Here is a 22,590-nt window from a genome sequence, read left to right as displayed (position 1 = left end):
TAGGTTGGGAAACTCTAAGGGCGGGGTAGATCTTGCATGACCATCACCAATGCGCTTGCGGGCATCGCGGTCGACGATTTCGGCGAGTCGCTGCCTTGGTATGAGCTGTTGTTCGGTCGGGAGGCCGATTCGCGCCCGCTGGGCGATGTGGCCGAATGGAAATTGCCAACCGATGGCTGGATCCAGCTAATTACCGACGGGGACCGGGCGGGTGCATCGACGCTGACGCTGATCGTCGATGATCTGGCGGGGGAATTGCTCCGGCTCAAAAGCGTAGGCATCGAGCCGGTGGCCAAATCGATGGGTGATTTCTTCAAGACCGCCAAGCTGCGCGACCCCGACGGCAACCAGATCGTCTTAAGCGAGCCGCGGCCGGGGACGTACTAAGCGTCAGACGCGACGCAGGCGCACTTCCTCGATCAAATGGCTCTTGCCCTTTTTGAGGATCAAATCGGCGCGGCCACGGGTCGGCAGCACATTATTGAGCAGATTGGGCAGGTTGATGGTTTCCCAGACCTTGTTCCCAAAGGCCCCGGCCTCTTCCTCGGTCATATCGGCAAACCGGCGGAAGAACGAACTGGGGTCACGAAAGGCAGTTTCGCGCAGGCGGAAGAACCGCTCCATGTACCAGTCGCGCAGATCATCCTCGTCCGCATCGATATAGATGGAGAAGTCGAGGAAATCGGAGGCAAAGAGGATCGGGTCCCCGGTCTTGGGGAGTTCGCCGGTCTGCAGGATGTTCAGCCCCTCGACAATGAGGATATCGGGGCGATCAATTACCACTTCCTCGCCGGGTACGACGTCGTAAACGAGGTGGGAATAAACCGGCACCGAGATCTTGCCCTTGCCCGATTTCACATCAGCCAAAAAACCCACAATGCGGGCGCGATCATAGCTTTCGGGGAAACCCTTGCGCTCCATGAGCCCGCGTTCAGCGAGAACGGCATTGGGGTACAAAAAGCCATCGGTGGTGACGAGATCGACCTTGGGGCTCGCCGGCCAGCGGCGCAGCAGCGCCTGAAGAATGCGGGCGGTGGTGGATTTGCCGACGGCAACCGAACCGGCGACGCCAATAATGAAGGGCACGCGCTGATCGGGGGTGCCGAGGAAGCGGGTGGAAATGTGATGCAGGCCCTGCACCGCCTCGACATAGAAGGACAGCAGGCGCGTGAGGGGGAGATAAACCTCCTCGGCTTCCTCCAGTGAAATTGGGTCGGACAGCGCCCGCAGGCGCGCGACGTCCTCGCGCGTCAGGGTCATGGGTTCATCGGCGCGCAGCTTGGACCATTGCGCCTTGGTGAGATGATGGTAGGGCTCGGGGGGCCGACGCTTGAGCTTGGCCATTACTGCCCTGCCCCGCGCGCAGCTTTTTCCTCGAGCCCGCTTTGGGCGGTGCGGCGGTCAAGCTCGGCCATGACATCGGCCAGCGGCACGTCAGCCGCGCGCAGCACGACAAGCAGATGATACAGCACGTCGGCGGCTTCCTTGGTGAGTTCGGGCTTGTTGCGGGTGACGGCGGCAATCACGGCTTCGGTGGCTTCTTCCCCGAGCTTTTGCGCCGATTTCTCGATGCCCCGGGCGAGGAGCTTGGCGGTGTAGCTCTGGTCGGGCGAGGCGCTGGCGCGCAAAGCGATGCGGGCGTCGAGTTCCTCGAGGGTCATGGGGCAATCCTTTGCTCGGGTTCGACATCGGGCGGGTCCATGCGCACGGCAACGCCATGGTCGCGCAGATATTGCTTGGCCTGGGGGATGGTGAAGGTGCCGAAATGGAAGATGGACGCGGCCAGCACGGCGCTGGCATGACCATCCCGCACGCCCTCGACCAGGTGATCGAGCGTGCCGACGCCACCCGAGGCGATCACCGGCACTTCCACGGCATCGGCGATGGTGCGGGTGAGGGGAAGGTCAAAGCCGGTCTTGGTGCCGTCGCGGTCCATGGAGGTCACGAGCAATTCGCCGGCGCCGCGCTCGACCATGCGGGTGGCAAATTCCACCGCATCAATGCCCGTCGGCTTGCGCCCGCCATGGGTCCAGATTTCCCAACCGGGACCCTCGGCGCGGGCCTTGGCGTCGACAGAGACGACGATGCATTGATTGCCGAACTTGTCGGCGGCGCGGGCAATGAAATCGGGATCGCTGACGGCGGCGGAGTTGATGGCGACCTTGTCGGCGCCGGCCAGCAGCAGGCGGCGAATATCTTCCACGGTGCGCACTCCACCGCCAACGGTTACTGGCATGAAGCAATGTTCGGCCGTGCGGCGGACCACATCGACAATGGTGTCGCGCCCTTCATGGCTGGCGGCAATATCGAGGAAGGTCAGCTCATCGGCGCCGGCGGCGTCATAGGCCATGGCGGCCTGGACGGGATCGCCGGCATCCTGAAGGTCAACGAACTGCACGCCCTTGACGACGCGGCCGCCCATCACATCAAGGCAGGGGATCAATCGGGTCTTGAGGCTCATCGGATTATCCTTGCGGCAGGCGCGTGTGCCGGCGCCAGGCCAGCCAGTGAATAGTAAGCATGATCAGCCAGACCAGCACGGCCCCGCCACCGAGCGGAATGCTGGCCAGCATCAGCCAGCCCATCAGGGCCATGGCGTAAAGCGCTTCGCCCCAATCGGCCCCGGCGATCATGCAGGCATGAACCGAGCCTTCGTCCAGTTGGCAATTGTGCCAATCAGCAAGACTTGTGGCTAGCCATACCGACATCAGTGGCAGGAGGGCCAGAAAGACGATGACGGCGAGCGCCAGAAGGTAGAACCGCCAGGGAAAGCGGTTCGCCATTCAGGCCGCCTGCCGCAGCAGCGTCAGGGCTTCACGTGAATCAATGCGCCCATCGTAAAGGGCGCGGCCAGTGATGGCGCCTTCGAGCACCTGCGCATCGGGTTGGGTCAGGCGCTCAATATCAGCCATGGACGCCAGGCCGCCCGAGGCGATCACCGGAATGCCGGTGGCGCGGGCAAGCTCGAAGGTCGAGTCCCAATTGATGCCCGCAAGCACGCCGTCACGATCAATATCGGTATAGATGATGGCGGCCACGCCAGCGCCTTCAAAGCGCCGGGCGAGCTCGATGACGCTGAGCTCGGAGGTCTCGGCCCAGCCTTCCACCGCCACCATGCCGCCGCGGGCATCGATGCCAACGGCGACCTGGCCCGGCCATTTGCGGGCGGCTTCCTTGACGAGGGCGGGGTCGCGTACGGCGACGGTGCCGAGGATGACGCGGGCGAGGCCCTTGTCGAGCCAGGCTTCGATATGGTCAAAATTGCGGATGCCGCCGCCGAGCTGGACGGGAAACTTCACCGTCTTGAGAATGGCTTCCACCGCCGCGCCGTTGACGCTTTGGCCGGCAAAGGCGCCATTGAGGTCAACGACGTGGAGATACTCAAAGCCCTGATCTTCAAAGCTCTTGGCCTGAGCAGCCGGATCGTCGTTGAAGACGGTGGCCTGGTTCATGTCCCCAAGCTTGAGGCGCACGCATTGGCCATCCTTGAGGTCGATGGCGGGGAAGAGGATCATGGCGTCCACCTCAGGAAGTTTTCGATCAGGCGCAGGCCCAGGGTTTGGGATTTTTCCGGGTGGAACTGCGCGCCAAAGAGATTGTCGCGCCCAACGCAAGCGGTCACCGGGCCGCCGTAATCGGCGGTGGCGATGAGGTGCTCGGGATGGGTGGGGCGCAGGTGATAGGAATGGACAAAATAGGCGTGGAGCCCATCAGGGCCGTCGGCGATCCCAGACAACAGCGCATGGGGGCGCTCGAAGCGGAGCGTGTTCCAGCCCATATGCGGGATCTTGAGGCTGGGATCGCTGGGGGCGATGCGCTCGACCGGACCGGGAATCCAGCCAAGCCCGGGGGTGATTTCCTTTTCGCGGCCTTCGCCGGCCATGAGCTGCATGCCCACGCAGATGCCCAGAAACGGCGTGCCGCCGGCAATGACCTTGCTGTTGAGGGTTTCGACCATGCCGGGCACGGCATCGAGACCGCGCTTGCAATCGGCAAAGGCGCCGACGCCAGGCAGCATGATGTGGTCAGCGCCACGCACCACTTCAGGGTCGGCGGTGACGAGGATTTCAGGTGGGTGTTCGAAGCCGGCGGCCACCCGCTCGAAGGCCTTGGCGGCCGAATGCAGATTGCCTGCGCCGTAATCGATGATGGCAACGCGGCTCATTGCAGGGCCTCCAGTTGAGCCTGTTCGGGATAGGGTGCCCAGAGTTCGCGGCGATAGGTCCAGCCGGCGCGCGTCAGCTTGGCCCGGCGCAGCGCGGGCGCGGCAAAGCCGATCGACGCGGCCAGCACGCCGTAAAGAGCTGTGGTGGCGCCCTGCCCCAGCCAAAGGGAGGCAAATCCGAGCGCAAGGACGAGGAGCACGTAGACGAGCAGTTCGAGCCAGAGCCCATGGCGCAGCGCAAAGACGGGGGGCAGCCAGAAGGCGAGCCAGGAGAAGCGATCCCCCACGGCCACCGGCAGATCGGCCTGGCCGGGCTTGGCGTCAAAAATGGCGTAAAAGGTCACCAGTTGGCTCCAGTGCACAAAGAGCGCGGCGGAGGGCGGACCCGGGTCATGGGGGCCGCCGCGCGGGGTGTTCCCGCCCGCTGCTGCTCCATTAGGGCAAAAGGGGCCGCAGCGAAAGCCTAGAGCGTACCCTTGGTGGAGGGAACGCGATCGGCCGCCCGCGGATCGATCTCGAGCGCCACGCGCAGGGCACGGGCGACGGCCTTGAACATCGACTCAGCCAGATGGTGGCTGTTGTCGCTATAGAAGTTCTCGATGTGAAGCGTGATGCCGGCATTGACCGCAAAAGCCTGAAAGAATTCCTGGAACAGCTCGGTGTCGATCTCGCCGATCTTGTCGCGGCTCCACTGGGCGCGGAAGACGAGAAATGGGCGGCCCGAGACATCGAGCGCCGCCCGGGTCAGGGTGCCGTCCATAGGCAGATCGCAGCTGGCATAGCGGTTGATGCCGCGCTTGTCGCCAATGGCCTCGCGAATGGCCTGGCCCAGCGCGATACCGACATCCTCCACGGTGTGGTGGAAGTCGATGTGCAGATCGCCGGTACAGCTGATCTCCATGTCGATGAGGGAATGGCGCGCCAGCTGGTCGAGCATGTGATCGAAAAAGCCGACACCCGTCGCCATGGCGTGCTTGCCGGTGCCATCGAGATTGATGGACACGCGGATGTCGGTTTCGTTGGTCTTGCGGGCGATCGTGGCAGTGCGCATTGGGGCCTCCGGGCGTCGGGCTCCCTAGCATGTAGCGCCCCAGCCTTAAAGATTGCATTGAGGCCCAGAGGGCTCGGCGGCACCCACATTGAAATCACCGGGGCTGCGCTTAAGTAAGACGCGACAAGTTCTGGAGTTCTCCCCATGAGTGATGCAGCATTCCCCGGCTGGCACGGGACGACGATCGTTTCCGTGCGCAAGGGCAACAAGGTCGTGGTGGCTGGCGATGGCCAGGTGTCCATGGGCCAGACCGTGATGAAACACGGCGCCAAGAAGGTGCGACGCCTCGCCGGCGGCAAGGTGATCGGCGGCTTTGCCGGCTCCACCGCGGACGCCTTTACCCTCTTTGAGCGCCTCGAAGCCAAGCTCGAGCAATATCCCGACCAGCTGATGCGGGCGGCCGTGGAGCTGGCCAAAGACTGGCGCGGCGACAAATATCTTCGCAAGCTTGAAGCCATGATGATCGTGGCCGACAAGAAGGACACGCTCGTTCTCACCGGCAATGGCGATGTGCTGACGCCGGATCACGGTGTGATCGCAATCGGTTCGGGCGGCAATTACGCTCACTCAGCGGCGCTGGCGCTGCATCAGGCGACCGATCTGGACGCGGAAGATATTGCGCGCCGCGCCATGAAAATAGCCGAGGAAATCTGCGTATACACCAATGGCAATGTGACGATGGAAACCATCGAGCTCGACGCGTGACCTGGACCATCCGCCGGCTGACGCGGCAGGATTTCGACGCCTATCTCGGCCTGCGGCTCGAAGCGCTGCGCGATCATCCTGAAGCTTATGCCAGTTCGGCGGAAAGCTTTGCTGCGCGGCCTCGCCAGGAGATCGAGGATTTTCTCAGCCGGCGGGCGGTGTTTGGCGTCGTGACCGATGCCGAGGCGCTGGCCGGCGTGGTGGTTTATGATCGCGAACGCGGCGAGCGCGACAGCCACCGCGGCTGGTTGTTGCAGGTTTATGTGCAACCGGCACTGCGTGGCACAGGCGCCGCCCTGGCCCTGATTGAGGCGGCCGTGGACCATGCCCGGGGCGAGGTGATCCAGCTGCACCTGATGGTGGGCACATTCAATCAGCCGGCCATTCGGCTCTACCAGAAGGCGGGCTTTACAATCTACGGCACCGATCCCCGGTGCCTTTACGTGAACGGTCGATTTATCGACGAACACATGATGGTGCGCTTCCTGGACCGCGCGGCGGTTCAACAGCAAGGCACTGCGGAAAGTGACAGAAATGAGTGAAACCAATTTTTCCCCGCGCGAGATCGTTTCCGAGCTCGACCGCAATATCGTGGGTCAGGCCGATGCCAAGCGCGCTGTGGCCGTGGCGCTGCGCAATCGCTGGCGCCGCCAGCAGCTGCCGCCGGAGATGCGGCGGGAAGTGACGCCGAAAAATATCCTGATGATCGGGCCCACGGGCGTCGGCAAGACCGAGATTTCGCGCCGCCTCGCCAGGTTGGCGCAGGCCCCCTTCATCAAGGTGGAAGCCACCAAGTTCACGGAGGTGGGCTATGTCGGGCGCGATGTGGAGCAGATCATCCGCGACCTCGTGGAAGCGGGCATTGCCGTGCTGCGCGACAAGCGCCGGGCTGATGTGCAGGCGCAGGCGCATCATAATGCCGAAGAGCGGGTGCTCGATGCCTTGGTGGGCACGTCGGCGACGCCTTCGACCCGCGACTCGTTCCGCAAGAAGCTGCGGGCCAACGAGCTCGACGACAAGGAAATCGAGATCGAGCTGACCCCATCGCCCTCGACTGGTGGTTTTGAGATGCCGGGCATGCCCAATGGCGGGATCGGCATGATCAATCTATCGGACATGTTCAAGTCGGCAATGGGCGGGCGCGGGGTCAAGCGCAAGCTCAAGGTCAAGGATGCCTATGAGCCGCTGATCGCCGAGGAAGCCGACAAGCTGCTCGACCAGGAACAGCTCAAGATCGAATCGATCGAGCTGGTGGAAAACCACGGCATCGTCTTCATCGACGAGATCGACAAGGTGGCGGCGCGCGAGGGCGGCGTGCAGGGCGGGCCATCGCGCGAAGGCGTGCAGCGCGACCTGTTGCCGCTGATCGAAGGCACGACCGTCGCGACCAAATATGGGCCGGTCAAAACCGACCATATCCTGTTTATCGCTTCGGGCGCGTTCCATGTGAGCAAGCCCTCGGACCTGCTGCCCGAATTGCAGGGCCGCCTGCCGATCCGGGTCGAGCTCAAGGCGCTGACCCGCGAGGACTTCATCGGCATTTTGAGCGATACCGAAGCCAGCCTCATCAAGCAATATGTGGCGTTGATGGCCACGGAAGGGGTGACGCTGGAATTCACCCCCGATGCCATCGAGGCGATTGCCGACGCGGCGGTGCGGGTGAACTCGTCGGTGGAAAATATCGGCGCCCGGCGGCTGCAAACAGTGCTGGAGCGGCTGGTGGAAGACATCTCGTTCGAGGCACCCGATAAGCAGGGCGAGACCATCCGGATTGACGCTGCCTTCGTGGCCGAAAAGGTCGGCGTGCTGGCGGCGGACACGGATCTGAGCAAGTTCGTGCTGTAGTCTTTTGGGTGTGAAGGGGTGGGAGGTGGCTCTCTCACCCCTTTTGATTTTGCCCGCGTGATGGCTTCCAGCCGCGTAAAGGTTGAGTAGCCAACCATCGGGGGTGGGATGGGGCGGTGAGCCGACAGACAGCACGGCGCCATAACAGACCAAAACTAACGGCGGGTGGAGCGGCGGACGAGTTCGGTGTGCAGGAACCGCAGGTCTTCGGCGGTGAGCTTGCCGATATCGGCGGCGAGGCGGTTGGTGAGCTCGGTGGCTTCGGGCACCATGCCGGCGGTGTCGATGGTGATCTTCGGATCGCTGATTTCCGCGAGGCGCTGCAGTTCCTCGGCTTCGTCCCAGATGACGTTGAAATAAGCGATGATGCGGTGGAGCAGAAAGCCGGTGGGCTTGCCGCGCCGGCCGTGCTCGAGAGCGGATAGATAGGCGCTCGACACCTGGAGCGCCGCTGCCATGTCCTTGAGCTGGATGCCGCGTTCTTCGCGCAGCGCGCGCAATTTAGCACCAAGGGGGGTCATTGGCGGCGCAGGCGCACATACCACGCCCCCTCCCCGCCATGGCCGCGCGCCGCCAAGGTCCAGCCTGATACCAGTGGCGACAGCGCCGGCTCGCTCAGCCAGATCGGCAGCATGGTGCGCAAAACGCCGCGCTCGTTCATGGCGGCAATGTAGTCATTGTCGGTACGGGCACCCTTGCCGGTGATGACGAGGAGCGTGCGATCGCCACGGGCCCAGCGCGATTGCACATAGCGATGCAGCGCGCTGCGCGCTTCGTTCTGGGTCATGCCGTGCAGATCGATGGTGCCATCGATATCGATCCGGCCTTTGCGCACCTTTTTATGGATGGCGGGCTCGATGCTGCGCTCGGGAGGTGGTGCGCTGGGGAGCGGCGCCTGGTACGGCGCGAGGAACGGTTTGCGGGGCGGCTTGGGCTTGCCGGGAGCGGGCCGCGCAGGGGGCTCAGCGGGCGTTTCGGCCGGCGGCATGGGCAGCGGCCCAGCCCCCATGCGCATCAGCCCCTTGCGCCGGAGCGGATCCACCGTTGCGGCGACCGTCGTCCACAAGTGGAAGTCATGCGGCAGCCGCTTGGGATCACGCTTGGACATGGGGGTGGCCGGCTCGGATCAGTCGAGCTGGCTGGTGGTGATGACCTTCCAGTTAGGATCGCGCGACTTGGGGTTGCGCGCAAAGGTCCATTCATCGGCGACGGTTTGCACCTGATCGGCATTGCCTTCAACCAGATTGCCGTCCTTGTCGCGGGTGGCCGAAACCACTTCGGCATGGAAGCGCACGGTCACGAGAACGGACTTGCCATTGTTCTCGGCTTCCGAGATTTCCACCTTGGGGAGGCCCACAAAGGTGAAATCGACGGTCTGGCCCGCCGCTTCTCGGTCGGTGATAGCGCGGTTGAACCCGTCAAACACGTCCTTTTCCAGCAGCGTCTTGAGCAGAGCGCGGTCGCCGGCGGCAAAGCCGGTCACGATCATTTCATAGGCCTGCTTGGCGCCATCAAGGAAAGATTTTGGCGTAAAGGTGGGGTCGGCCGCCGCGACATCGCGCATGCCCTGTGCCAAAGGCTGATTGCCGCGCGAATGCTGCTCGATTTCGGCCTCGAGCTTGCGGGCGCGCCGCTCGTCATCAAGTTCAGGTTGGCCGGCACCACGCGGGCGCAGCGGCACGACGGTATCGTCGGCGGCAGCGGCCTCGGCGGGCTTGCGGCGCTCGACGGGTGGACGCTCGGTTCCCGTCCGCGTTCCCAGCACCGAACGCAGCCGGAATAAAACAATCACGGCTACCACGATCACAATGAGAGTGGGCAGATCGAGAAAATCGTCCATCAATGCACCTTTGCTTGAAGCGCCGCAAAGGACGCTGATGCGCTCGCATGCGCACGAAGTGTTTCTATATATAGGCAAAGCTGACGGCGAAACCAGTTCGCCAGCGGGCAAGTTGCATTGTGTCGCGCCACCCCGCATCTGGCTTAACAAGGAGTGTTCGCGTGATCCGCTATCTGCCGTTTGCCCTGCTGCTGCTGCCTATTGTCGAGATTGCCTTGTTTATCAAGGTGGGACAGGCAATCGGCCTGTGGCCAACGCTGGGGCTCGTGATCCTCGCGGCGCTCCTCGGCGCGGTGCTGTTGCGCCAGCAAGGGGTGAGCGTGCTGACGCAAATGCGCCAGCGCATGAACCGGGGCGAGATGCCGGCGCGCGCCATTGCCGATGCGATGATGCTGGGGATCGCCGCGGTGCTCCTGGTGCTGCCGGGCTTTTTCTCCGACATTGTCGCCCTGCTCTTGCTGCTGCCGCCGGTGCGCAGCTGGATCTACCGGGGCCTTGCCAAGCGGATGACAGTGGTGAGTACCGCCAGCTATCAAAGCTCGACCGCCTGGAACGAGCGCCGGATCGATCGCCGCGATACAATCGATCTCGACGACGACGAATTCCGGGAGAAATAGGCGCTCCGGGCTTGGCTTGTTCGCCCGAAGCAAAGATGCTAGCCAGCGCGCAAGAAAAAACCGGACAGAGGACCCACGATCATGGCTGACGAGACCCAGGGCAGCGCTGCACCCCAGGCCAGCACCGCCCCCAGCATGAACCTGGTTGGGCAGTATATTCGCGACTTGTCGTTTGAGAATCCGGGCGCACCGGGTTCGATCATGGCAGGCGGCGGCAACCCGGCCTTTAATGTTTCGATCAGCGTCGCCGTCAAAAAGCAGGCCGACGAAGTATTCGCCGTCGAGCTCACGCTCAACGCCAAGGCCAATCGAGAAACCACTCTGCTATTTGCGGTGGAGCTGGTCTATGGCGGCGTGTTCCGGCTGCGCAATGTTCCCGAAGCTCAGCTCAGCCAATTGCTGATGATCGAATGCCCGCGCCTGATCTTCCCGTTTGCCCGCCAGGTGCTCGCCAGCGTGACCCAGCAGGGTGGCTTCCCGCCGCTGATGATGGAGCCGGTGGATTTCGCTTCTATCTATCGCCAGAACCTGCAGGCCCTCGCAGCCAAGCAGAATGCGGGTGGCGCAAATGCTGCCGCCCCGGTGACTGCCGCCGATGCCGAAAGCGACAAGCCGAACTGAGTTCGGCTGGCACAATTTCAATAAACCAAACCCCGGGCTCGCGTCCGGGGTTTTTCGTTGATCAGGCGCTGAGCCGGGTCGGGACTTCGTCGGCGGCGAATTGGGTCCAGAGCGCCTCGGGCCCAAGCGAAGCGATGAAGGCGGCGTGGGCCGCTAGTTCCGCTTGCGTCAGCCGAGGTGGCAGGGGCAAGGGCCGGCGTGGAGCGGCCGCAAAGCTCGCAAGAGCCTCGGCGCCCGAAACGCGGTTTTCCGCCACCAGCGCCAGGCTCACCTGCTTGCCGCCGATCAGCTCGAGATAGACCTCAGCGAGAATCTCGCTGTCGAGCAGCGCGCCGTGGAGAGTCCGGCGCGAATTGTCGATGCCGTAATGCTTGCACAAGGCATCAAGGCTCACGCGAGCGCCGGGGTGCCGCTCACGGGCGAGCATCACCGTATCGATCACCGTGTTGCGCAGGGCACCGCGACCAAGCTTGCCTAGTTCCGCGTTCAAAAAACCCATGTCGAATGGGGCGTTGTGAATGATCAGCGTAGCATCGCCGATGAACTGGCAGAAATCCTCGGCTACCTCGGCAAAAAGGGGCTTGTCGGCCAGAAATTCGTCGGACAGCCCATGCACCCGAAACGCTTCCTCGGGCATGGTGCGCTGGGGATTGATATAGACATGGTAGGTTTTGCCCGAGGGGATATGGTTGATCAGCTCGACACAGCCGATTTCCACCAGCCGATCGCCCGTGGCGGGAGACAAGCCCGTGGTTTCGGTATCAAGGACGATTTCTCGGTTCATGCTTGTTCCTGCTGGGCCCGCAAGGCTTTGACCAGCGCCGCCACCTCGGCCTGCGTGACCGCGAGCGGCTTGCCCGTGTCGAAAACGAAATCGGCGCGCTTCTGCTTTTCGGCCTGCGGGAGCTGGCGGGCAAGAATTGTCTGCAGCTTATCCACGGTCATGCCGGCGCGGGCCAGCGCGCGCTCGCGTTGAATCGCGGGGTCAACCACCGTGACGGCTACGCCATCAAAGCCATAATCATGGCCGGTCTCATAAAGGAGCGGCACTTCAACAACAGCAAGGGTCTCGCCCGCTGCAGCCGCATCGGCGAGGAACTGGGCGATGCGGGCGCGCACCATGGGATGGACCAGGGCTTCGAGCCGGTCAAATTTTCCGGGGTTTTTTGCGAGTTGCAGCGACAGCCGGGTGCGATCAACGGCTCCCTCCACGACAACGCCGGGAAACAGCGCTTCGACGGCCGGAGCGGCAGCGCCGGCGTAAAGCTCGGCCACTGCAGCATCGGCGGAAAACACCGGCACGCCATTGGCCGCGAACGCCGCGAGGACCGCAGATTTTCCAGTGGCGATGGAGCCGGTGAGGCCAAGGCGATACATGTTCAATGGTCCAGAGTGGCTTCGATCCGGGCGCGCAATTGCGGGGTGACCTCGGGCTGGATGCCGAACCAGGCGGCAAAGCCCGGCACGGCCTGATGGAGCAGCATGCCGAGACCATCAACTATGCGCAAGCCATGGGCGGCCGCATCGGCGAGCAAGGGAGTTTGCAGCGGCACATAAACCAGGTCGGTCACCAACACATCGCGCCGTAACTGGCCGAGGTCAAAATCGGCAAAGCCGGTGCCATGCATGCCCACCGAGCTGGTGTTGACCACGAGACCGGCTGATGGAGCGATGCTGTTGAACTCCTCCAGATCGGCAACATCGATATCCCCGCCGATGCTCTGCGCCAGCCGGTCGGCCGTTTGGCGCGTGCGATTGAGCAGGATGATCGGGATATTGCGGCTTTGCAGCGCGACAAGGATCGCGCGCGCCGCGCCCCCTGCTCCAAGAACGATGGCTGCTTCGAGCCCCTCGGACCAGCCCGGCGCGCCCTGATCGAGATTGCCGAGAAAGCCGAGATAATCAGTGTTGGTGCCGTGCACATGGCCATGCTCGGCCACCAGCGTATTGACCGCACCAATGCTGCGCGCCAGTGGATCCACCGTGTCGCACAGGGCAAACACGGCTTCCTTATGGGGAATGGTGACATTGCCGCCGGCAAATTCCCCACCACGCAGGCGCTCAAAAAAGCCGGGCAGCTCGGCGGGCGCCACGTCGATGGCCTCATAGGTGCCGTCGATCCCGTGTTCGGCCAGCCAGGTGCCATGAATCAGGGGCGAGCGGGAATGGGCAATGGGGTGGCCGATAACAAAGGCTTTGCGGGTCAAGACTGGCTGGCTCCGAGCAACAGGTGTGGGGCAAAGCGCCGAAGCGCCCCGAGGAGGGGCAACAGGGGCAACCCCAAAATGGAGAAATAGTCGCCTTGCACCCGTTCGAACAGCTGAATGGAGGGCCCTTCCAGCCGATAGGAGCCGACAGATGCCAGAACGGCATCGCCTTCCGCATCCAGCACCGCCTTGATCTCGGCATCGCTGATGCCGCGCATGGTCAGCTCAACGGTGTCAACAAAGCTCCACACCACCTCCCCTCCCCGCGCCAGCGCCACGGCGGCATGGAGTTGATGGGTTTGGCCGCTGAGTTGGCGCAACTGTGCGGCGGCCCGCTGTCGATTGGCTCGCTTGTGCAGCAACTGCCCGCCAAAGGTTAAGGTCTGGTCGGCGCCAATCACCAGCGCGCCGGGATGGAGCAAGGAGATGTTAAGGGCTTTGGCGCTAGAGAGGGCCATAGCGACTGCCCTGCCCCCGCCCCCTTCGTTGAGGATCGTGGCTTCGGTCCGGCGCTCGTCGATAGCGGCAGGATGTGCGGCGAAACGCAAACCTGCCTGTATCAGCAAGGCCTTACGGGTTGCGCTTTGGGATGCAAGGATCAGCATGGCGGGATGTTTTCCACACTGCTATCCACAGCTCAAGCAATCTCTGTGTTCTTGACTCATAGATTCCGGCCAGGCGCCGAGTTGTTCGACCAGCTTAGTAAAACGTTAACATCTGGACTCCGGGAGGGGGCCGTTTAGAGTCAGCGGGAACTCTGGGGAAAATTTTTTGCCCTCCAGCCGCCGGCGAGGCAGGTTTACACAGCCTTAACCTTTGGCTTGACTCTGGGAGTCCGCGGGTTAACGCCGCGTTAACCTTTTGCGCATCGGCCCTCAAAGCAACGCCGCTGATTTGGATTCACAGCCTCGCCGCCGCAATCCTGCGTAACTGTGTCGCCACCACAGCGATTGTGGATGCCCGTGAATTAGAGCAAAACACCGCAATGATAATAGAGATACTAAGAACAAGAGTCTTTTCAGGGGTTTGGAAGGGAAAGTCGCTGTGAGCCAAGTGGCCCTCAAGCCTCTTCTCGCCACCGTACTCGGTGAGCGACAGGCACGACCCCCGATCTGGATCATGCGCCAGGCTGGACGCTATCTCCCCGAGTATCGGGAAGTGCGCGCCCGCTCCAAAGGTTTCCTTGATCTGTGCTATTCGCCCGATCTGGCTGTGGAAGTGACGCTGCAGCCCCTACGTCGGTTCCCGCTCGACGCAGCGATTTTGTTTTCGGACATTCTTGTCGTGCCCGATGCGCTGGGACAATCGGTTCGCTTTGAACAAGGCGAAGGCCCCCTGCTCGAGCCCATCACCGCGCAGACCCTGGGTCAACTTCGTCCGGAACGGGTGCTCGAGCATCTGGCGCCGGTGTTTGAAACCTTGCGGCGCCTCAAGCACGAACTGCCCGCCGACAAGACGCTGATCGGCTTTTGCGGTTCGCCCTGGACCGTGGCCACTTATATGATCGGCGGACGCGGTTCGCCCGATCAGGCGGCGGCGCGGTTGTTTGCGCTGCAGGAGCCGGCGGCCTTTGCGGCTTTGATCGACATCCTGGTACAAGCCAGCATCGATTATCTCGTGGCGCAATTTCAAGCGGGCGCCGATGTGGTGCAGCTGTTTGAAAGCTGGGCCCTTAATCTCGACGAAGAAGCGTTCCGCACACAGGTGATTGAACCCAATCGGCGGATCGTCGAAGGCGTACGCCAGCGCGTGCCCAATGCGCCGATCATCGGCTTTCCCCGTGGCGCGGCCGGCAACATCGCCGCCTATGTCGCCGCGACGGGGGTGAATGCCGTGGGTCTGGATTATTCCACTCCGCTCGGCTTTGCCCAGAACGCGGTGCCACCCGGGATGGCGGTCCAAGGCAATCTTGATCCGCTGCGGCTGGTTGCCGGTGGCCCGCAGATGGAAGAGCGGGCGCGCCAGATCATCGCCGCCTTTGCCGATCGTCCGCATATCTTCAATCTGGGGCACGGCATTGTGCCGCAAACGCCGATCGCCCATGTCGAGCGGTTGGTCGAGCTGGTCAAGAACGGGTAGCGGGCATGTATGAATGGGTTAAAGCGGGGCATGTGATTGCCGTTATCGCCTGGATGGCGGGCATGCTCTATCTGCCGCGTTTGTTCGTTTATCACTCCGTCACCACCCCGGGCACGGAGCAATCGGAAACCTTCAAGATCATGGAGCGGCGGCTGCTCAAGGGGATCATCAACCCCGCCATGATCGCCGCTTTCGTCTTCGGACTATGGATGATCCATATGGGCGCGGTCGACTGGAGCCAGGGTTGGCCGTGGCTCAAGGCGGCGTTTGTGATCGGGCTGACGGCGTGCCATGGCATTCTCGTTCGCCACACCAAGAACTTTGCCACGGACGCCAACACCAAGCCGCAGCGCTACTTCCGCATCATCAATGAAGTGCCGACGGTCTTGATGATCGGCATCGTCATTGCCGTGATCGTGCGGCCGTTCTAGCCGTTCGGGCGCGAAAAACGCCATTGCAGCGCGCTTGTCGCTTGAAATAAGCGGCAAGCCGGGCTATCTGAAACGAAGTGCTTCCGCGCCTTCGCGACCGCCCAGGTTGCTTGCGGGGCCTTACACCCCCCTCCTCTCCGCCTTTTCGATTTCCCGCAGGGTCATCCTCTACATGCAGAATATGAAGCTCAGCGAGCTCAAGGCCAAATCTCCGGCCGAACTTCTTGTGTTCGCAGAAGAACACGAAGTTGAAAATGCATCGACCATGCGCAAGCAGGAGTTGATGTTCGCCATTCTCAAGCAGTTGGCGGAGCGCGAAGTCGATATTACTGGCGAAGGCGTGGTGGAAGTTCTTCCCGATGGCTTCGGTTTCTTGCGGTCGCCCGATGCCAACTACCTGCCGGGTCCGGACGATATCTATATCAGCCCCTCGCAGATCCGCCGCTTCGGCCTGCGCACCGGCGATACGGTGGAAGGCCAGATTCGCTCCCCCAAGGAAGGCGAGCGCTATTTCGCCCTGGTCAAGGTCAACACCATCAATTTCGAAGATCCTGAGGCGGTGCGCCACAAGGTCAACTTCGACAATCTGACCCCGCTTTACCCCGAAGAGCGGCTGCGCATGGAATTGCCGGACCCCACGGTTCGCGATCGCTCGGCGCGGGTGCTCGATCTCGTGGCACCGCTGGGCAAAGGGCAGCGCGCTCTGATCGTCGCACCCCCGCGCACCGGCAAGACCGTGCTGCTGCAGAACATCGCGCAGTCGATCGCCACCAACCATCCCGAATGCTATCTAATCGTGCTGCTGATCGACGAACGGCCCGAAGAAGTGACCGACATGCAGCGCTCGGTTCGGGGCGAAGTCATCTCCTCGACCTTTGACGAGCCCGCCAGCCGCCACGTTCAGGTGGCCGAAATGGTGATCGAAAAAGCCAAGCGCCTCGTCGAGCACAAGCGCGACGTGGTGATTCTCCTCGATTCCATCACCCGCCTTGGCCGCGCCTACAACACCGTCGTGCCAAGCTCGGGCAAGGTTCTGACCGGCGGCGTGGATGCCAATGCCCTGCAGCGCCCCAAGCGCTTCTTCGGTGCGGCGCGCAACATCGAGGATGGCGGTTCGCTGACCATCATTTCGACGGCGCTGATCGATACCGGCTCGCGCATGGACGAAGTGATCTTTGAAGAATTCAAAGGCACGGGCAACTCCGAAATCATCCTTGATCGCAAGGTCGCGGACAAGCGCATCTTCCCCGCACTCGACATCACCAAGTCTGGCACCCGCAAGGAAGAGCTGCTGGTGGAAGCCGACATCCTCAAGAAGATGTATGTGCTGCGCCGGATCCTCACGCCCATGGGCACGATCGATGCCATGGAATTCCTCACCGACAAGATCCGCCAGACCAAGACCAATTCGGATTTCTTTGATTCGATGAATACCTGAGCCGCGGGGCGAGGGTGGATCGATGCTCCTGGGCGATACGATCGTAGCATTGTCGTCCGGCGCGACGCCTTCGGGCGTGGCGGTGATCCGGCTCTCGGGACCCGCCGTGCAAGAGCTGCTCCTGGCGGTGACAGGCGTCTTGCCCAAGCCGCGGCAGCTTACCTTGCGCAGCATTGGTGCCGGCACGGCACTCGATCGGGGTCTCGTGGCGTTTTTCCTGGGCCCCAGGAGCTTTACCGGCGAAGATTGCGCCGAATTGCAGGTGCATGGATCGCCGGCCGGCGTGCGCGCCATTCTCAAATTACTCGTGGAGCAGGGGGCACGCCTCGCCGAAGCTGGTGAGTTCACCCGGCGCGCCTTCGAGAACGGCAAGCTCGATCTCGTCGAAGTCGAAGGGCTCGGCGACCTTTTGGAAGCCGAAACCGAGAACCAGCGTCGCCAGGCGCTGGCGCGGCTCGAAGGCGGGCTCAGCAGCAAGATTGGCGACTGGCGCGAGCAATTGCTCGATCTGCGGGCCGAGATCGAAGCACGGCTCGATTTTTCCGACGAGGGCGATGTCGGGGAAGCGCTGCCGGAAGGGTTTGGTCAGAGCATCGCGGCACTCGATCAAGATATCGCCCAAACGCTGAGCAGCGTCGAGCATGGCCGGATCGTGCGCGAGGGTATTCGCGTGGCGCTGGCCGGCCCCCCAAATGTGGGAAAGTCCAGTCTGCTCAATGCCTTGGCGCGTTCGAACATTGCCATTGTCACCGATGAAGCGGGCACGACGCGCGATGTGCGCGAAGTGCCGCTTGATATTGGTGGGCAGCTATTCGTGCTGCTCGATCTCGCGGGGTTGCGCGACACCGACAGCAAGGCCGAAGCAGAAGGCATTCGCCGGGCCCGTCAAGCCATGCAGAGTGCCGACCTCGTGCTCTGGCTTGAGGCGCCGGACATCGAGCCCGTTGAGCCCCCGGCAGATTTGGCGCCATTGCTGCGGGTCAGCACTAAGGCCGATCTGGGCCAGGTGAGCCCAAATGCTGATGTGGCTGTGTCGACGCTGGATGGCAGCGGCGTTGAGCAGTTGTTGCAGCGCCTCGCTGACTTAGGGCAAGATTACACCGGCGGCGAGCCGGCGCTGTTGAGCCGCGAGCGCGATCGCGCAGCCTTGGTGGCGGCACGGGAAGCACTGGGCTTGGCCATGCGGCTGCTCGAAGAACCCGAACTGGCGGCTGAGCAGTTGCGGCTGGCGTCGAGTGCCCTGGAGCGGCTGGTGGGCCGGCTCGATCCGGAAATGGTGCTGGATCGCCTGTTCACGAGCTTCTGTATCGGCAAATAAGCCGGGCTGTGCGATGCCGGCAATGATTCACGTGGAACATTGCTTCACGGGGTATTGGAGTTTGCGGAATGACTGAGTTCGGAGTGATCGTGGTGGGCGGGGGCCATGCCGGCTGTGAGGCCGCGGCCGCCTCAGCCCGCATGGGTGTGCCGACGGCGCTGATCACCCATCGGTTTGCCACCATTGGCGAGATGAGCTGCAATCCGGCCATCGGCGGCTTGGGCAAGGGACACCTGGTGCGCGAGATCGATGCGCTCGACGGCTTGATGGGCCGCGTTGCCGACGCCGCCGGCATCCAGTTCCGGGTGCTCAATCGCCGCAAAGGCCCGGCGGTGCGTGGGCCGCGCGCCCAAGCAGATCGCAAGCTGTATCGCCAGGCTATGCAGGCAGCCATTACGGCGCAGACGAACCTGCAGGTCATCGAGGGTGAAGTCGATGACGTCAGCGTCGACGCTGACGGCAAGGTGTCGGGGGTAGTGCTTCTCGATGGGCGTCGTTTCAGCACCAAAAGCGTGGTGCTGACCACCGGCACGTTCTTGCGGGGCTTGATCCATCGGGGTGAAGAAACCACGCCGGCGGGGCGGTTCGGGGAAGGGCCGGTGCTTGGGTTGTCAGCGCGGCTGGAGCAACTCGGTGTGCAGCTTGGCCGCCTCAAAACCGGCACGCCAGCGCGCCTCGACGGTACGACCATTGATTACCAGCAGCTGGAAGCCCAACCGGGCGACACGCCACCCGAGCCCTTTTCCATGCTCACGGCTGCGATCACGACGCCGCAGGTGGAATGCCATATCACTCGTACCACAGCCGACACGCATCGCATCATATCCGAGAACCTGCATCGCTCAGCGATGTATTCCGGCCGCATCCAGAGCCGTGGCCCGCGTTATTGCCCCTCCATCGAGGACAAGATCGTCCGCTTTGCCGATCGCGACAGTCACCAGATCTTCCTGGAGCCAGAAGGTCTGGACGACACGACGGTTTATCCCAATGGGCTGTCGACCTCGTTGCCAGAGGACGTGCAAGCGGCTTTCCTGCGCTCCATGCCGGGGCTGGAGCAAGTGCGGATTGTTCGCCCAGGCTATGCAATTGAATATGATTATGTCGATCCGCGCGAGCTGCGCGCCACGCTGGAACTGAAGCGCCAGCCCGGATTGTACCTGGCCGGGCAGATCAACGGCACGACCGGCTATGAGGAGGCCGGGGGGCAGGGCCTGCTAGCCGGTGCTAATGCTGCCGCGGCAGTCCAGGGTCGTGCGCCACTGGTCCTCTCGCGTACCGAAAGCTATATCGGGGTCATGGTTGATGATTTGGTTACCCGCGGCGTGACCGAACCCTATCGCATGTTCACGTCGCGGGCGGAGTTCCGCCTGCACCTGCGCGCCGACAATGCCGATCAGCGCCTAACCAAGCTGGGGATCGAGTGCGGGCTCGTGGGTGAGCAGCGCTCGCAGCTGTTCGAGGAAAAGGCCGCAGCCCTGACTACGGGCCGGTCGCTGCTGCATACCCTGCGCGTCAGCCCCACAGTGGCACGAAAGGCCGGGATTGCGGTGAATGCCGATGGGCAATCTCGCTCTGCCTTTGAGCTGTTGTCTTATCCGGACATCGCCTTCGATGATGTGCGCAAGCTTTGGCCGGAGCTGGATACCATTGCCGCACCGACGCTCGAGCAACTGGTGGTGGACGCGCAATATGCCGTGTATCTGGATCGGCAGCGCAAGGACATCGAGGCGGTGCGTCGGGACGAGCAGCGCAGCATTCCCGATAATTTCGATTATCAGACGCTGCCGGGTCTATCGAGTGAGCTGCGCCAGAAGCTTGACTCGGCGCGGCCGCAGACCATTGCCCAAGCGCAAGCGGTGGATGGCGTCACCCCCGCCGCGATCACCCTGGTTCTGGCTGCTATCCGACGCGGGGATGTGAGGCATCGTGCCAGTGCCTAACAGCAGTATAGAACGCTACGCCCAGTATTTTTCTCGTAGTCGGGCCGAAGTAGAGGCCGATCTGCAAGCTTATGAGGGGCTGTTGCGGCGCTGGCAGGCCGTGCAGAATCTGGTTTCACGTGAAACACTGGACCAGGTCTGGACGCGCCACTTTGCCGATAGTCTGCAAACCTTGGCTCTTGTTCGGGCGGAAGACCGGAAGTTTCTCGATCTCGGCAGCGGCGGCGGACTGCCAGCTTTGCCAATGGCGATCGCGCTGAAGGACACCCCGGCGCAGTTCACCCTGGTTGAGCCCACAGGCCGCAAGGTAAGCTTCCTGCGCACCGTTGCGCGTGAGCTTGGTCTGGCAGTCACCGTGATTCCCAAGCGCAGCAACGAGATTGATTCACGTGAAACAGCGGTTCCCGACTTGATCACTTCACGCGCCTTGGCGGCACTACCGCAGCTCTGCGGCATGATGCAGCCGTTTTTCGGCCGCAACACCCGTGCACTGCTGCACAAAGGCCGCGAATATGGTGAAGAGATCAGCGAATCGCGTGCTTTATGGGCGTTCGACGTGGTAGTAGCGCGAAGCGACACTGATCCGCATGGCGTGCTGCTTGAACTCACTGGACTGAGATCTCGCTAGCAGCGGTGTACTGGAGGCGAATTTGGCACCCCGTATTCTCACATTGGCGAACCAGAAAGGCGGCGTGGGTAAAACTACAACCGCCATCAACCTGGCCACCGCTCTCGCTGCCATTGGCGAACGCGTGCTGATCGTGGACCTCGATCCACAGGGCAATGCTTCCACCGGTCTTGGTATCGCCCGCAACGAACGCGAGATTTCCGCCTACGACCTGCTGGTGGGCGAAGCGACCGTGGTCGAGTCGGCTGTTTTGACCAGCGTTCCCAATGTGGCGATCGTTCCATCCACCATGGACTTGCTTGGCGTCGAGCTGACCATTGCCGCGCAGGCAGACCGCGCCTTCAAGCTGCGCAACGCGTTCAAAGCTCTGGGTGACCTCAAGATCAATGACCAGGCGATCAGCTATGTGCTGATTGACTGCCCGCCCTCGCTGAACCTCTTGACGATCAATTCGCTGGTGGCCGCCGACGCCGTGCTGGTGCCGCTGCAATGCGAGTTCTTTGCGCTTGAGGGTTTAAGCCAGCTGCTGCAGACCATCGAGCAGATCCGCTCGACGCTTAATCCGCGCCTCTCGATCCAAGGCGTGGTGATGACGATGTTCGATCGCCGCAACAATTTGTCCGAGCAAGTGCTGCATGATGTGCGCAGCGAAATGGGGGAACTGGTGTATGACACCGTGATCCCGCGCAATGTGCGCCTGAGTGAAGCGCCATCGTACGGTAAACCCGCTTTGCTCTATGATTTGAAATGTGCGGGCAGCCAGGCCTATCTGCGGCTGGCCACTGAAGTTATTCGGCGCGAGCGCCAGCTCAACGCGGCTTAGGAGAGCGTTAATGAACGATAAACCAACGCGGCTCGGCCGCGGGCTTGCGGCTTTGATCGGCGACATGGCGACGATGGAAGGCAATCGCGTCACCGATATGCAGGGGACGAAGCGCCTCCCGGTCGAATTTATCATTGCCAATCGGTCCAACCCCCGTCGCACCTTCAATGCCGATCAGCTCGAAGAGCTGACGAATTCCATTCGCGAAAAGGGCATCATGCAGCCGCTGCTGGTGCGCCCGAGCGAAGATCCGCATCTGTTCGAGATCATCGCCGGTGAACGCCGCTGGCGGGCCGCCCAAAAGGCGGGGCTGCATGATGTGCCGGTGATCGTGCGGGAGGTCGGGGACAAGGAAGCCCTCGAGCTCGCCATCATCGAGAACGTGCAGCGGGCCGATCTCAATCCGCTTGAAGAGGCCATGGGCTATGGCCAGCTGATGGAGCAGTTCGAATATACCCAGCAGGATCTGGCCCAGGTGATCGGCAAGAGCCGCTCGCATGTCGCTAATACGCTGCGGCTGCTTCGCCTACCCGAAGACGTCAAGGAGATGGTCTCGAGCGGCGATTTGACCGCGGGCCATGCCCGCACTCTGATCACGGCGGAAGATCCGGCCAGACTGGCGCGGCAGATCGTGGATGAAGGCCTTTCCGTGCGTGAGGCCGAGGCGTTGAGCCAACAGCGTGAGGTTGCGCCCAAGAAGCGCAGCACGCCAACCGAGCGCGACAGCGATACGGTGTCGCTGGAGCGACGTTTGTCGGACGCGCTGGGCCTATCGGTGTCGCTCAATCATGGCGACAAGGGCGGCAAGATCGAGATTCGCTACAAGACCATGGAACAACTCGACGGCATTTGCCATCGGCTGACTGGCGCCGGGAACTAGGC

The 22,590-nt window shown here is 62.5% G+C and carries 29 protein-coding genes; 14 read left to right on the top strand and 15 right to left on the bottom strand.

All coding sequences use genetic code 11. The features are described 5' to 3' along the window. The first annotated feature begins 36 nt into the window (after window positions 1–36). Window positions 37–387, top strand: a complete 351-nt coding sequence (locus HRU92_RS14350; RefSeq protein WP_172121705.1) for a VOC family protein — start codon at window positions 37–39, stop codon at window positions 385–387. Between the two features lie 3 nt (window positions 388–390). Here HRU92_RS14350 and coaA read toward each other — a convergent pair whose 3' ends face one another. The 8 genes from coaA to hisB all read right to left on the bottom strand — a co-directional run bounded on the left by coaA (window position 391) and on the right by hisB (window position 5,216). Next, window positions 391–1,344, bottom strand: a complete 954-nt coding sequence (gene coaA, locus HRU92_RS14345) for a type I pantothenate kinase (RefSeq protein ID WP_172121704.1) — start codon at window positions 1,342–1,344, stop codon at window positions 391–393. After that, window positions 1,344–1,661, bottom strand: coding sequence for a phosphoribosyl-ATP diphosphatase (locus HRU92_RS14340; protein WP_172121703.1), 318 nt, complete (start codon window positions 1,659–1,661; stop codon window positions 1,344–1,346). The genes coaA and HRU92_RS14340 overlap by 1 nt, the downstream gene beginning before the upstream one ends. After that, window positions 1,658–2,461 (bottom strand): imidazole glycerol phosphate synthase subunit HisF, encoded by an 804-nt coding sequence (gene hisF / locus HRU92_RS14335; protein WP_173088398.1) that lies wholly within the window; start codon window positions 2,459–2,461, stop codon window positions 1,658–1,660. The genes HRU92_RS14340 and hisF overlap by 4 nt, the downstream gene beginning before the upstream one ends. Before the next feature lie 4 nt (window positions 2,462–2,465). Then, on the bottom strand, window positions 2,466–2,783 hold the full coding sequence (locus HRU92_RS14330; protein WP_172121701.1) for a hypothetical protein: 318 nt from the start codon (window positions 2,781–2,783) through the stop codon (window positions 2,466–2,468). Then, window positions 2,784–3,515 carry a 1-(5-phosphoribosyl)-5-[(5-phosphoribosylamino)methylideneamino]imidazole-4-carboxamide isomerase gene (gene hisA / locus HRU92_RS14325; protein ID WP_172121700.1) on the bottom strand — a complete coding sequence of 244 codons (732 nt, stop codon included), beginning with the start codon at window positions 3,513–3,515 and terminating at the stop codon, window positions 2,784–2,786. Then, a complete protein-coding gene (gene hisH / locus HRU92_RS14320; RefSeq protein ID WP_172121699.1) occupies window positions 3,512–4,165 on the bottom strand; it encodes an imidazole glycerol phosphate synthase subunit HisH in 654 nt (217 codons plus the stop codon). The genes hisA and hisH overlap by 4 nt, the downstream gene beginning before the upstream one ends. Beyond that, window positions 4,162–4,509 (bottom strand): DUF2628 domain-containing protein, encoded by a 348-nt coding sequence (locus HRU92_RS14315; protein WP_164854926.1) that lies wholly within the window; start codon window positions 4,507–4,509, stop codon window positions 4,162–4,164. The genes hisH and HRU92_RS14315 overlap by 4 nt, the downstream gene beginning before the upstream one ends. Window positions 4,510–4,628: 119 nt before the next feature. After that, on the bottom strand, window positions 4,629–5,216 hold the full coding sequence (gene hisB, locus HRU92_RS14310; protein WP_127754970.1) for an imidazoleglycerol-phosphate dehydratase HisB: 588 nt from the start codon (window positions 5,214–5,216) through the stop codon (window positions 4,629–4,631). 144 nt (window positions 5,217–5,360) lie between these two features. Here hisB and hslV point away from each other — a divergent pair, with 144 nt between their 5' ends. The 3 genes from hslV to hslU are packed head-to-tail and all read left to right on the top strand — an operon-like array spanning window position 5,361 to window position 7,766. Further along, window positions 5,361–5,921 carry an ATP-dependent protease subunit HslV gene (gene hslV / locus HRU92_RS14305; RefSeq protein WP_172121698.1) on the top strand — a complete coding sequence of 187 codons (561 nt, stop codon included), beginning with the start codon at window positions 5,361–5,363 and terminating at the stop codon, window positions 5,919–5,921. Continuing rightward, on the top strand, window positions 5,918–6,463 hold the full coding sequence (locus HRU92_RS14300) for a GNAT family N-acetyltransferase (RefSeq protein WP_172121697.1): 546 nt from the start codon (window positions 5,918–5,920) through the stop codon (window positions 6,461–6,463). The genes hslV and HRU92_RS14300 overlap by 4 nt, the downstream gene beginning before the upstream one ends. Next, window positions 6,456–7,766 (top strand): ATP-dependent protease ATPase subunit HslU, encoded by a 1,311-nt coding sequence (hslU, locus tag HRU92_RS14295; protein WP_173088396.1) that lies wholly within the window; start codon window positions 6,456–6,458, stop codon window positions 7,764–7,766. The genes HRU92_RS14300 and hslU overlap by 8 nt, the downstream gene beginning before the upstream one ends. A gap of 155 nt (window positions 7,767–7,921) precedes the next feature. On the opposite strand, the gene HRU92_RS14290 is transcribed toward hslU, so the two are convergent. The 3 genes from HRU92_RS14290 to HRU92_RS14280 are packed head-to-tail and all read right to left on the bottom strand — an operon-like array spanning window position 7,922 to window position 9,606. Next, window positions 7,922–8,287, bottom strand: a complete 366-nt coding sequence (locus HRU92_RS14290; protein ID WP_172121695.1) for a helix-turn-helix transcriptional regulator — start codon at window positions 8,285–8,287, stop codon at window positions 7,922–7,924. Then, window positions 8,284–8,874, bottom strand: coding sequence for a Smr/MutS family protein (locus HRU92_RS14285; protein ID WP_172121694.1), 591 nt, complete (start codon window positions 8,872–8,874; stop codon window positions 8,284–8,286). The genes HRU92_RS14290 and HRU92_RS14285 overlap by 4 nt, the downstream gene beginning before the upstream one ends. An 18-nt stretch (window positions 8,875–8,892) precedes the next feature. After that, complete coding sequence (locus HRU92_RS14280) at window positions 8,893–9,606, bottom strand: Tim44/TimA family putative adaptor protein (protein ID WP_172121693.1); 714 nt, start codon at window positions 9,604–9,606, stop codon at window positions 8,893–8,895. Window positions 9,607–9,767: 161 nt separating this feature from the next. Here HRU92_RS14280 and HRU92_RS14275 point away from each other — a divergent pair, with 161 nt between their 5' ends. Continuing rightward, the gene (locus tag HRU92_RS14275; RefSeq protein ID WP_172121692.1) at window positions 9,768–10,223 is read left to right on the top strand and encodes an FxsA family protein; all 456 of its coding nucleotides are present in this window, start codon (window positions 9,768–9,770) and stop codon (window positions 10,221–10,223) included. An 81-nt stretch (window positions 10,224–10,304) separates the two neighbouring features. Then, a complete protein-coding gene (gene secB / locus HRU92_RS14270) occupies window positions 10,305–10,844 on the top strand; it encodes a protein-export chaperone SecB (RefSeq protein WP_127754962.1) in 540 nt (179 codons plus the stop codon). A gap of 61 nt (window positions 10,845–10,905) precedes the next feature. On the opposite strand, the gene dnaQ is transcribed toward secB, so the two are convergent. The 4 genes from dnaQ to HRU92_RS14250 are packed head-to-tail and all read right to left on the bottom strand — an operon-like array spanning window position 10,906 to window position 13,656. Then, window positions 10,906–11,628 (bottom strand): DNA polymerase III subunit epsilon, encoded by a 723-nt coding sequence (gene dnaQ / locus HRU92_RS14265; protein ID WP_172121691.1) that lies wholly within the window; start codon window positions 11,626–11,628, stop codon window positions 10,906–10,908. After that, on the bottom strand, window positions 11,625–12,221 hold the full coding sequence (coaE, locus tag HRU92_RS14260) for a dephospho-CoA kinase (protein ID WP_173088394.1): 597 nt from the start codon (window positions 12,219–12,221) through the stop codon (window positions 11,625–11,627). Before coaE ends, dnaQ begins: the two co-directional genes overlap by 4 nt. Before the next feature lie 2 nt (window positions 12,222–12,223). After that, window positions 12,224–13,051 (bottom strand): shikimate dehydrogenase, encoded by an 828-nt coding sequence (locus tag HRU92_RS14255; protein WP_173088392.1) that lies wholly within the window; start codon window positions 13,049–13,051, stop codon window positions 12,224–12,226. Next, window positions 13,048–13,656, bottom strand: coding sequence for a Maf family protein (locus tag HRU92_RS14250; protein WP_173088390.1), 609 nt, complete (start codon window positions 13,654–13,656; stop codon window positions 13,048–13,050). Before HRU92_RS14250 ends, HRU92_RS14255 begins: the two co-directional genes overlap by 4 nt. Before the next feature lie 439 nt (window positions 13,657–14,095). On the opposite strand from HRU92_RS14250, the gene hemE reads away from it, so the two are divergent. From hemE to HRU92_RS14210, 8 genes are all read left to right on the top strand, one after another. Further along, a complete protein-coding gene (hemE, locus tag HRU92_RS14245; RefSeq protein ID WP_349236874.1) occupies window positions 14,096–15,130 on the top strand; it encodes a uroporphyrinogen decarboxylase in 1,035 nt (344 codons plus the stop codon). A 5-nt stretch (window positions 15,131–15,135) separates the two neighbouring features. Next, on the top strand, window positions 15,136–15,561 hold the full coding sequence (gene hemJ / locus HRU92_RS14240; RefSeq protein WP_172121687.1) for a protoporphyrinogen oxidase HemJ: 426 nt from the start codon (window positions 15,136–15,138) through the stop codon (window positions 15,559–15,561). Window positions 15,562–15,733: 172 nt separating this feature from the next. After that, a complete protein-coding gene (gene rho / locus HRU92_RS14235) occupies window positions 15,734–16,999 on the top strand; it encodes a transcription termination factor Rho (RefSeq protein ID WP_127754956.1) in 1,266 nt (421 codons plus the stop codon). Window positions 17,000–17,021: 22 nt separating this feature from the next. After that, window positions 17,022–18,317: a tRNA uridine-5-carboxymethylaminomethyl(34) synthesis GTPase MnmE gene (gene mnmE, locus HRU92_RS14230; RefSeq protein WP_172121686.1), complete on the top strand. Its 1,296-nt coding sequence runs from the start codon at window positions 17,022–17,024 to the stop codon at window positions 18,315–18,317. 68 nt (window positions 18,318–18,385) lie between these two features. Next, complete coding sequence (gene mnmG / locus HRU92_RS14225; RefSeq protein WP_172121685.1) at window positions 18,386–20,257, top strand: tRNA uridine-5-carboxymethylaminomethyl(34) synthesis enzyme MnmG; 1,872 nt, start codon at window positions 18,386–18,388, stop codon at window positions 20,255–20,257. Further along, on the top strand, window positions 20,250–20,885 hold the full coding sequence (gene rsmG, locus HRU92_RS14220; RefSeq protein WP_173088388.1) for a 16S rRNA (guanine(527)-N(7))-methyltransferase RsmG: 636 nt from the start codon (window positions 20,250–20,252) through the stop codon (window positions 20,883–20,885). The genes mnmG and rsmG overlap by 8 nt, the downstream gene beginning before the upstream one ends. Before the next feature lie 22 nt (window positions 20,886–20,907). After that, on the top strand, window positions 20,908–21,708 hold the full coding sequence (locus tag HRU92_RS14215) for a ParA family protein (RefSeq protein WP_127754952.1): 801 nt from the start codon (window positions 20,908–20,910) through the stop codon (window positions 21,706–21,708). 10 nt (window positions 21,709–21,718) lie between these two features. Then, a complete protein-coding gene (locus HRU92_RS14210; protein ID WP_172121683.1) occupies window positions 21,719–22,588 on the top strand; it encodes a ParB/RepB/Spo0J family partition protein in 870 nt (289 codons plus the stop codon). Window positions 22,589–22,590: the final 2 nt, after the last annotated feature.

The sequence above is a fragment of the Devosia sp. 1635 genome (genome assembly GCF_013185955.1).
GTDB lineage: Bacteria > Pseudomonadota > Alphaproteobacteria > Rhizobiales > Devosiaceae > Devosia.
The sequence above is the reverse complement of the archived record's forward strand: the minus strand, read 5'-3'. Positions and strand labels throughout refer to the sequence as shown.

Excerpts from the sequence above, each read along its gene's own strand:
- HRU92_RS14285 (WP_172121694.1), bottom strand. The coding sequence starts at position 8,874 with ATGTCCAAGCGTGATCCCAAGCGGCTGCCGCATGACTTCCACTTGTGG.
- mnmE (WP_172121686.1), top strand. The coding sequence starts at position 17,022 with ATGCTCCTGGGCGATACGATCGTAGCATTGTCGTCCGGCGCGACGCCT.
- coaA (WP_172121704.1), bottom strand. The coding sequence starts at position 1,344 with ATGGCCAAGCTCAAGCGTCGGCCCCCCGAGCCCTACCATCATCTCACC.
- HRU92_RS14210 (WP_172121683.1), top strand. The coding sequence starts at position 21,719 with ATGAACGATAAACCAACGCGGCTCGGCCGCGGGCTTGCGGCTTTGATC.
- coaE (WP_173088394.1), bottom strand. The coding sequence starts at position 12,221 with ATGTATCGCCTTGGCCTCACCGGCTCCATCGCCACTGGAAAATCTGCG.
- hisB (WP_127754970.1), bottom strand. The coding sequence starts at position 5,216 with ATGCGCACTGCCACGATCGCCCGCAAGACCAACGAAACCGACATCCGC.
- dnaQ (WP_172121691.1), bottom strand. The coding sequence starts at position 11,628 with ATGAACCGAGAAATCGTCCTTGATACCGAAACCACGGGCTTGTCTCCC.
- HRU92_RS14250 (WP_173088390.1), bottom strand. The coding sequence starts at position 13,656 with ATGCTGATCCTTGCATCCCAAAGCGCAACCCGTAAGGCCTTGCTGATA.
- mnmG (WP_172121685.1), top strand. The coding sequence starts at position 18,386 with ATGACTGAGTTCGGAGTGATCGTGGTGGGCGGGGGCCATGCCGGCTGT.
- HRU92_RS14330 (WP_172121701.1), bottom strand. The coding sequence starts at position 2,783 with ATGGCGAACCGCTTTCCCTGGCGGTTCTACCTTCTGGCGCTCGCCGTC.
- HRU92_RS14350 (WP_172121705.1), top strand. The coding sequence starts at position 37 with ATGACCATCACCAATGCGCTTGCGGGCATCGCGGTCGACGATTTCGGC.
- HRU92_RS14280 (WP_172121693.1), bottom strand. The coding sequence starts at position 9,606 with ATGGACGATTTTCTCGATCTGCCCACTCTCATTGTGATCGTGGTAGCC.
- hisA (WP_172121700.1), bottom strand. The coding sequence starts at position 3,515 with ATGATCCTCTTCCCCGCCATCGACCTCAAGGATGGCCAATGCGTGCGC.
- hslV (WP_172121698.1), top strand. The coding sequence starts at position 5,361 with ATGAGTGATGCAGCATTCCCCGGCTGGCACGGGACGACGATCGTTTCC.
- rho (WP_127754956.1), top strand. The coding sequence starts at position 15,734 with ATGCAGAATATGAAGCTCAGCGAGCTCAAGGCCAAATCTCCGGCCGAA.
- HRU92_RS14290 (WP_172121695.1), bottom strand. The coding sequence starts at position 8,287 with ATGACCCCCCTTGGTGCTAAATTGCGCGCGCTGCGCGAAGAACGCGGC.
- hslU (WP_173088396.1), top strand. The coding sequence starts at position 6,456 with ATGAGTGAAACCAATTTTTCCCCGCGCGAGATCGTTTCCGAGCTCGAC.
- HRU92_RS14340 (WP_172121703.1), bottom strand. The coding sequence starts at position 1,661 with ATGACCCTCGAGGAACTCGACGCCCGCATCGCTTTGCGCGCCAGCGCC.
- hisF (WP_173088398.1), bottom strand. The coding sequence starts at position 2,461 with ATGAGCCTCAAGACCCGATTGATCCCCTGCCTTGATGTGATGGGCGGC.
- secB (WP_127754962.1), top strand. The coding sequence starts at position 10,305 with ATGGCTGACGAGACCCAGGGCAGCGCTGCACCCCAGGCCAGCACCGCC.
- hisH (WP_172121699.1), bottom strand. The coding sequence starts at position 4,165 with ATGAGCCGCGTTGCCATCATCGATTACGGCGCAGGCAATCTGCATTCG.
- hemJ (WP_172121687.1), top strand. The coding sequence starts at position 15,136 with ATGTATGAATGGGTTAAAGCGGGGCATGTGATTGCCGTTATCGCCTGG.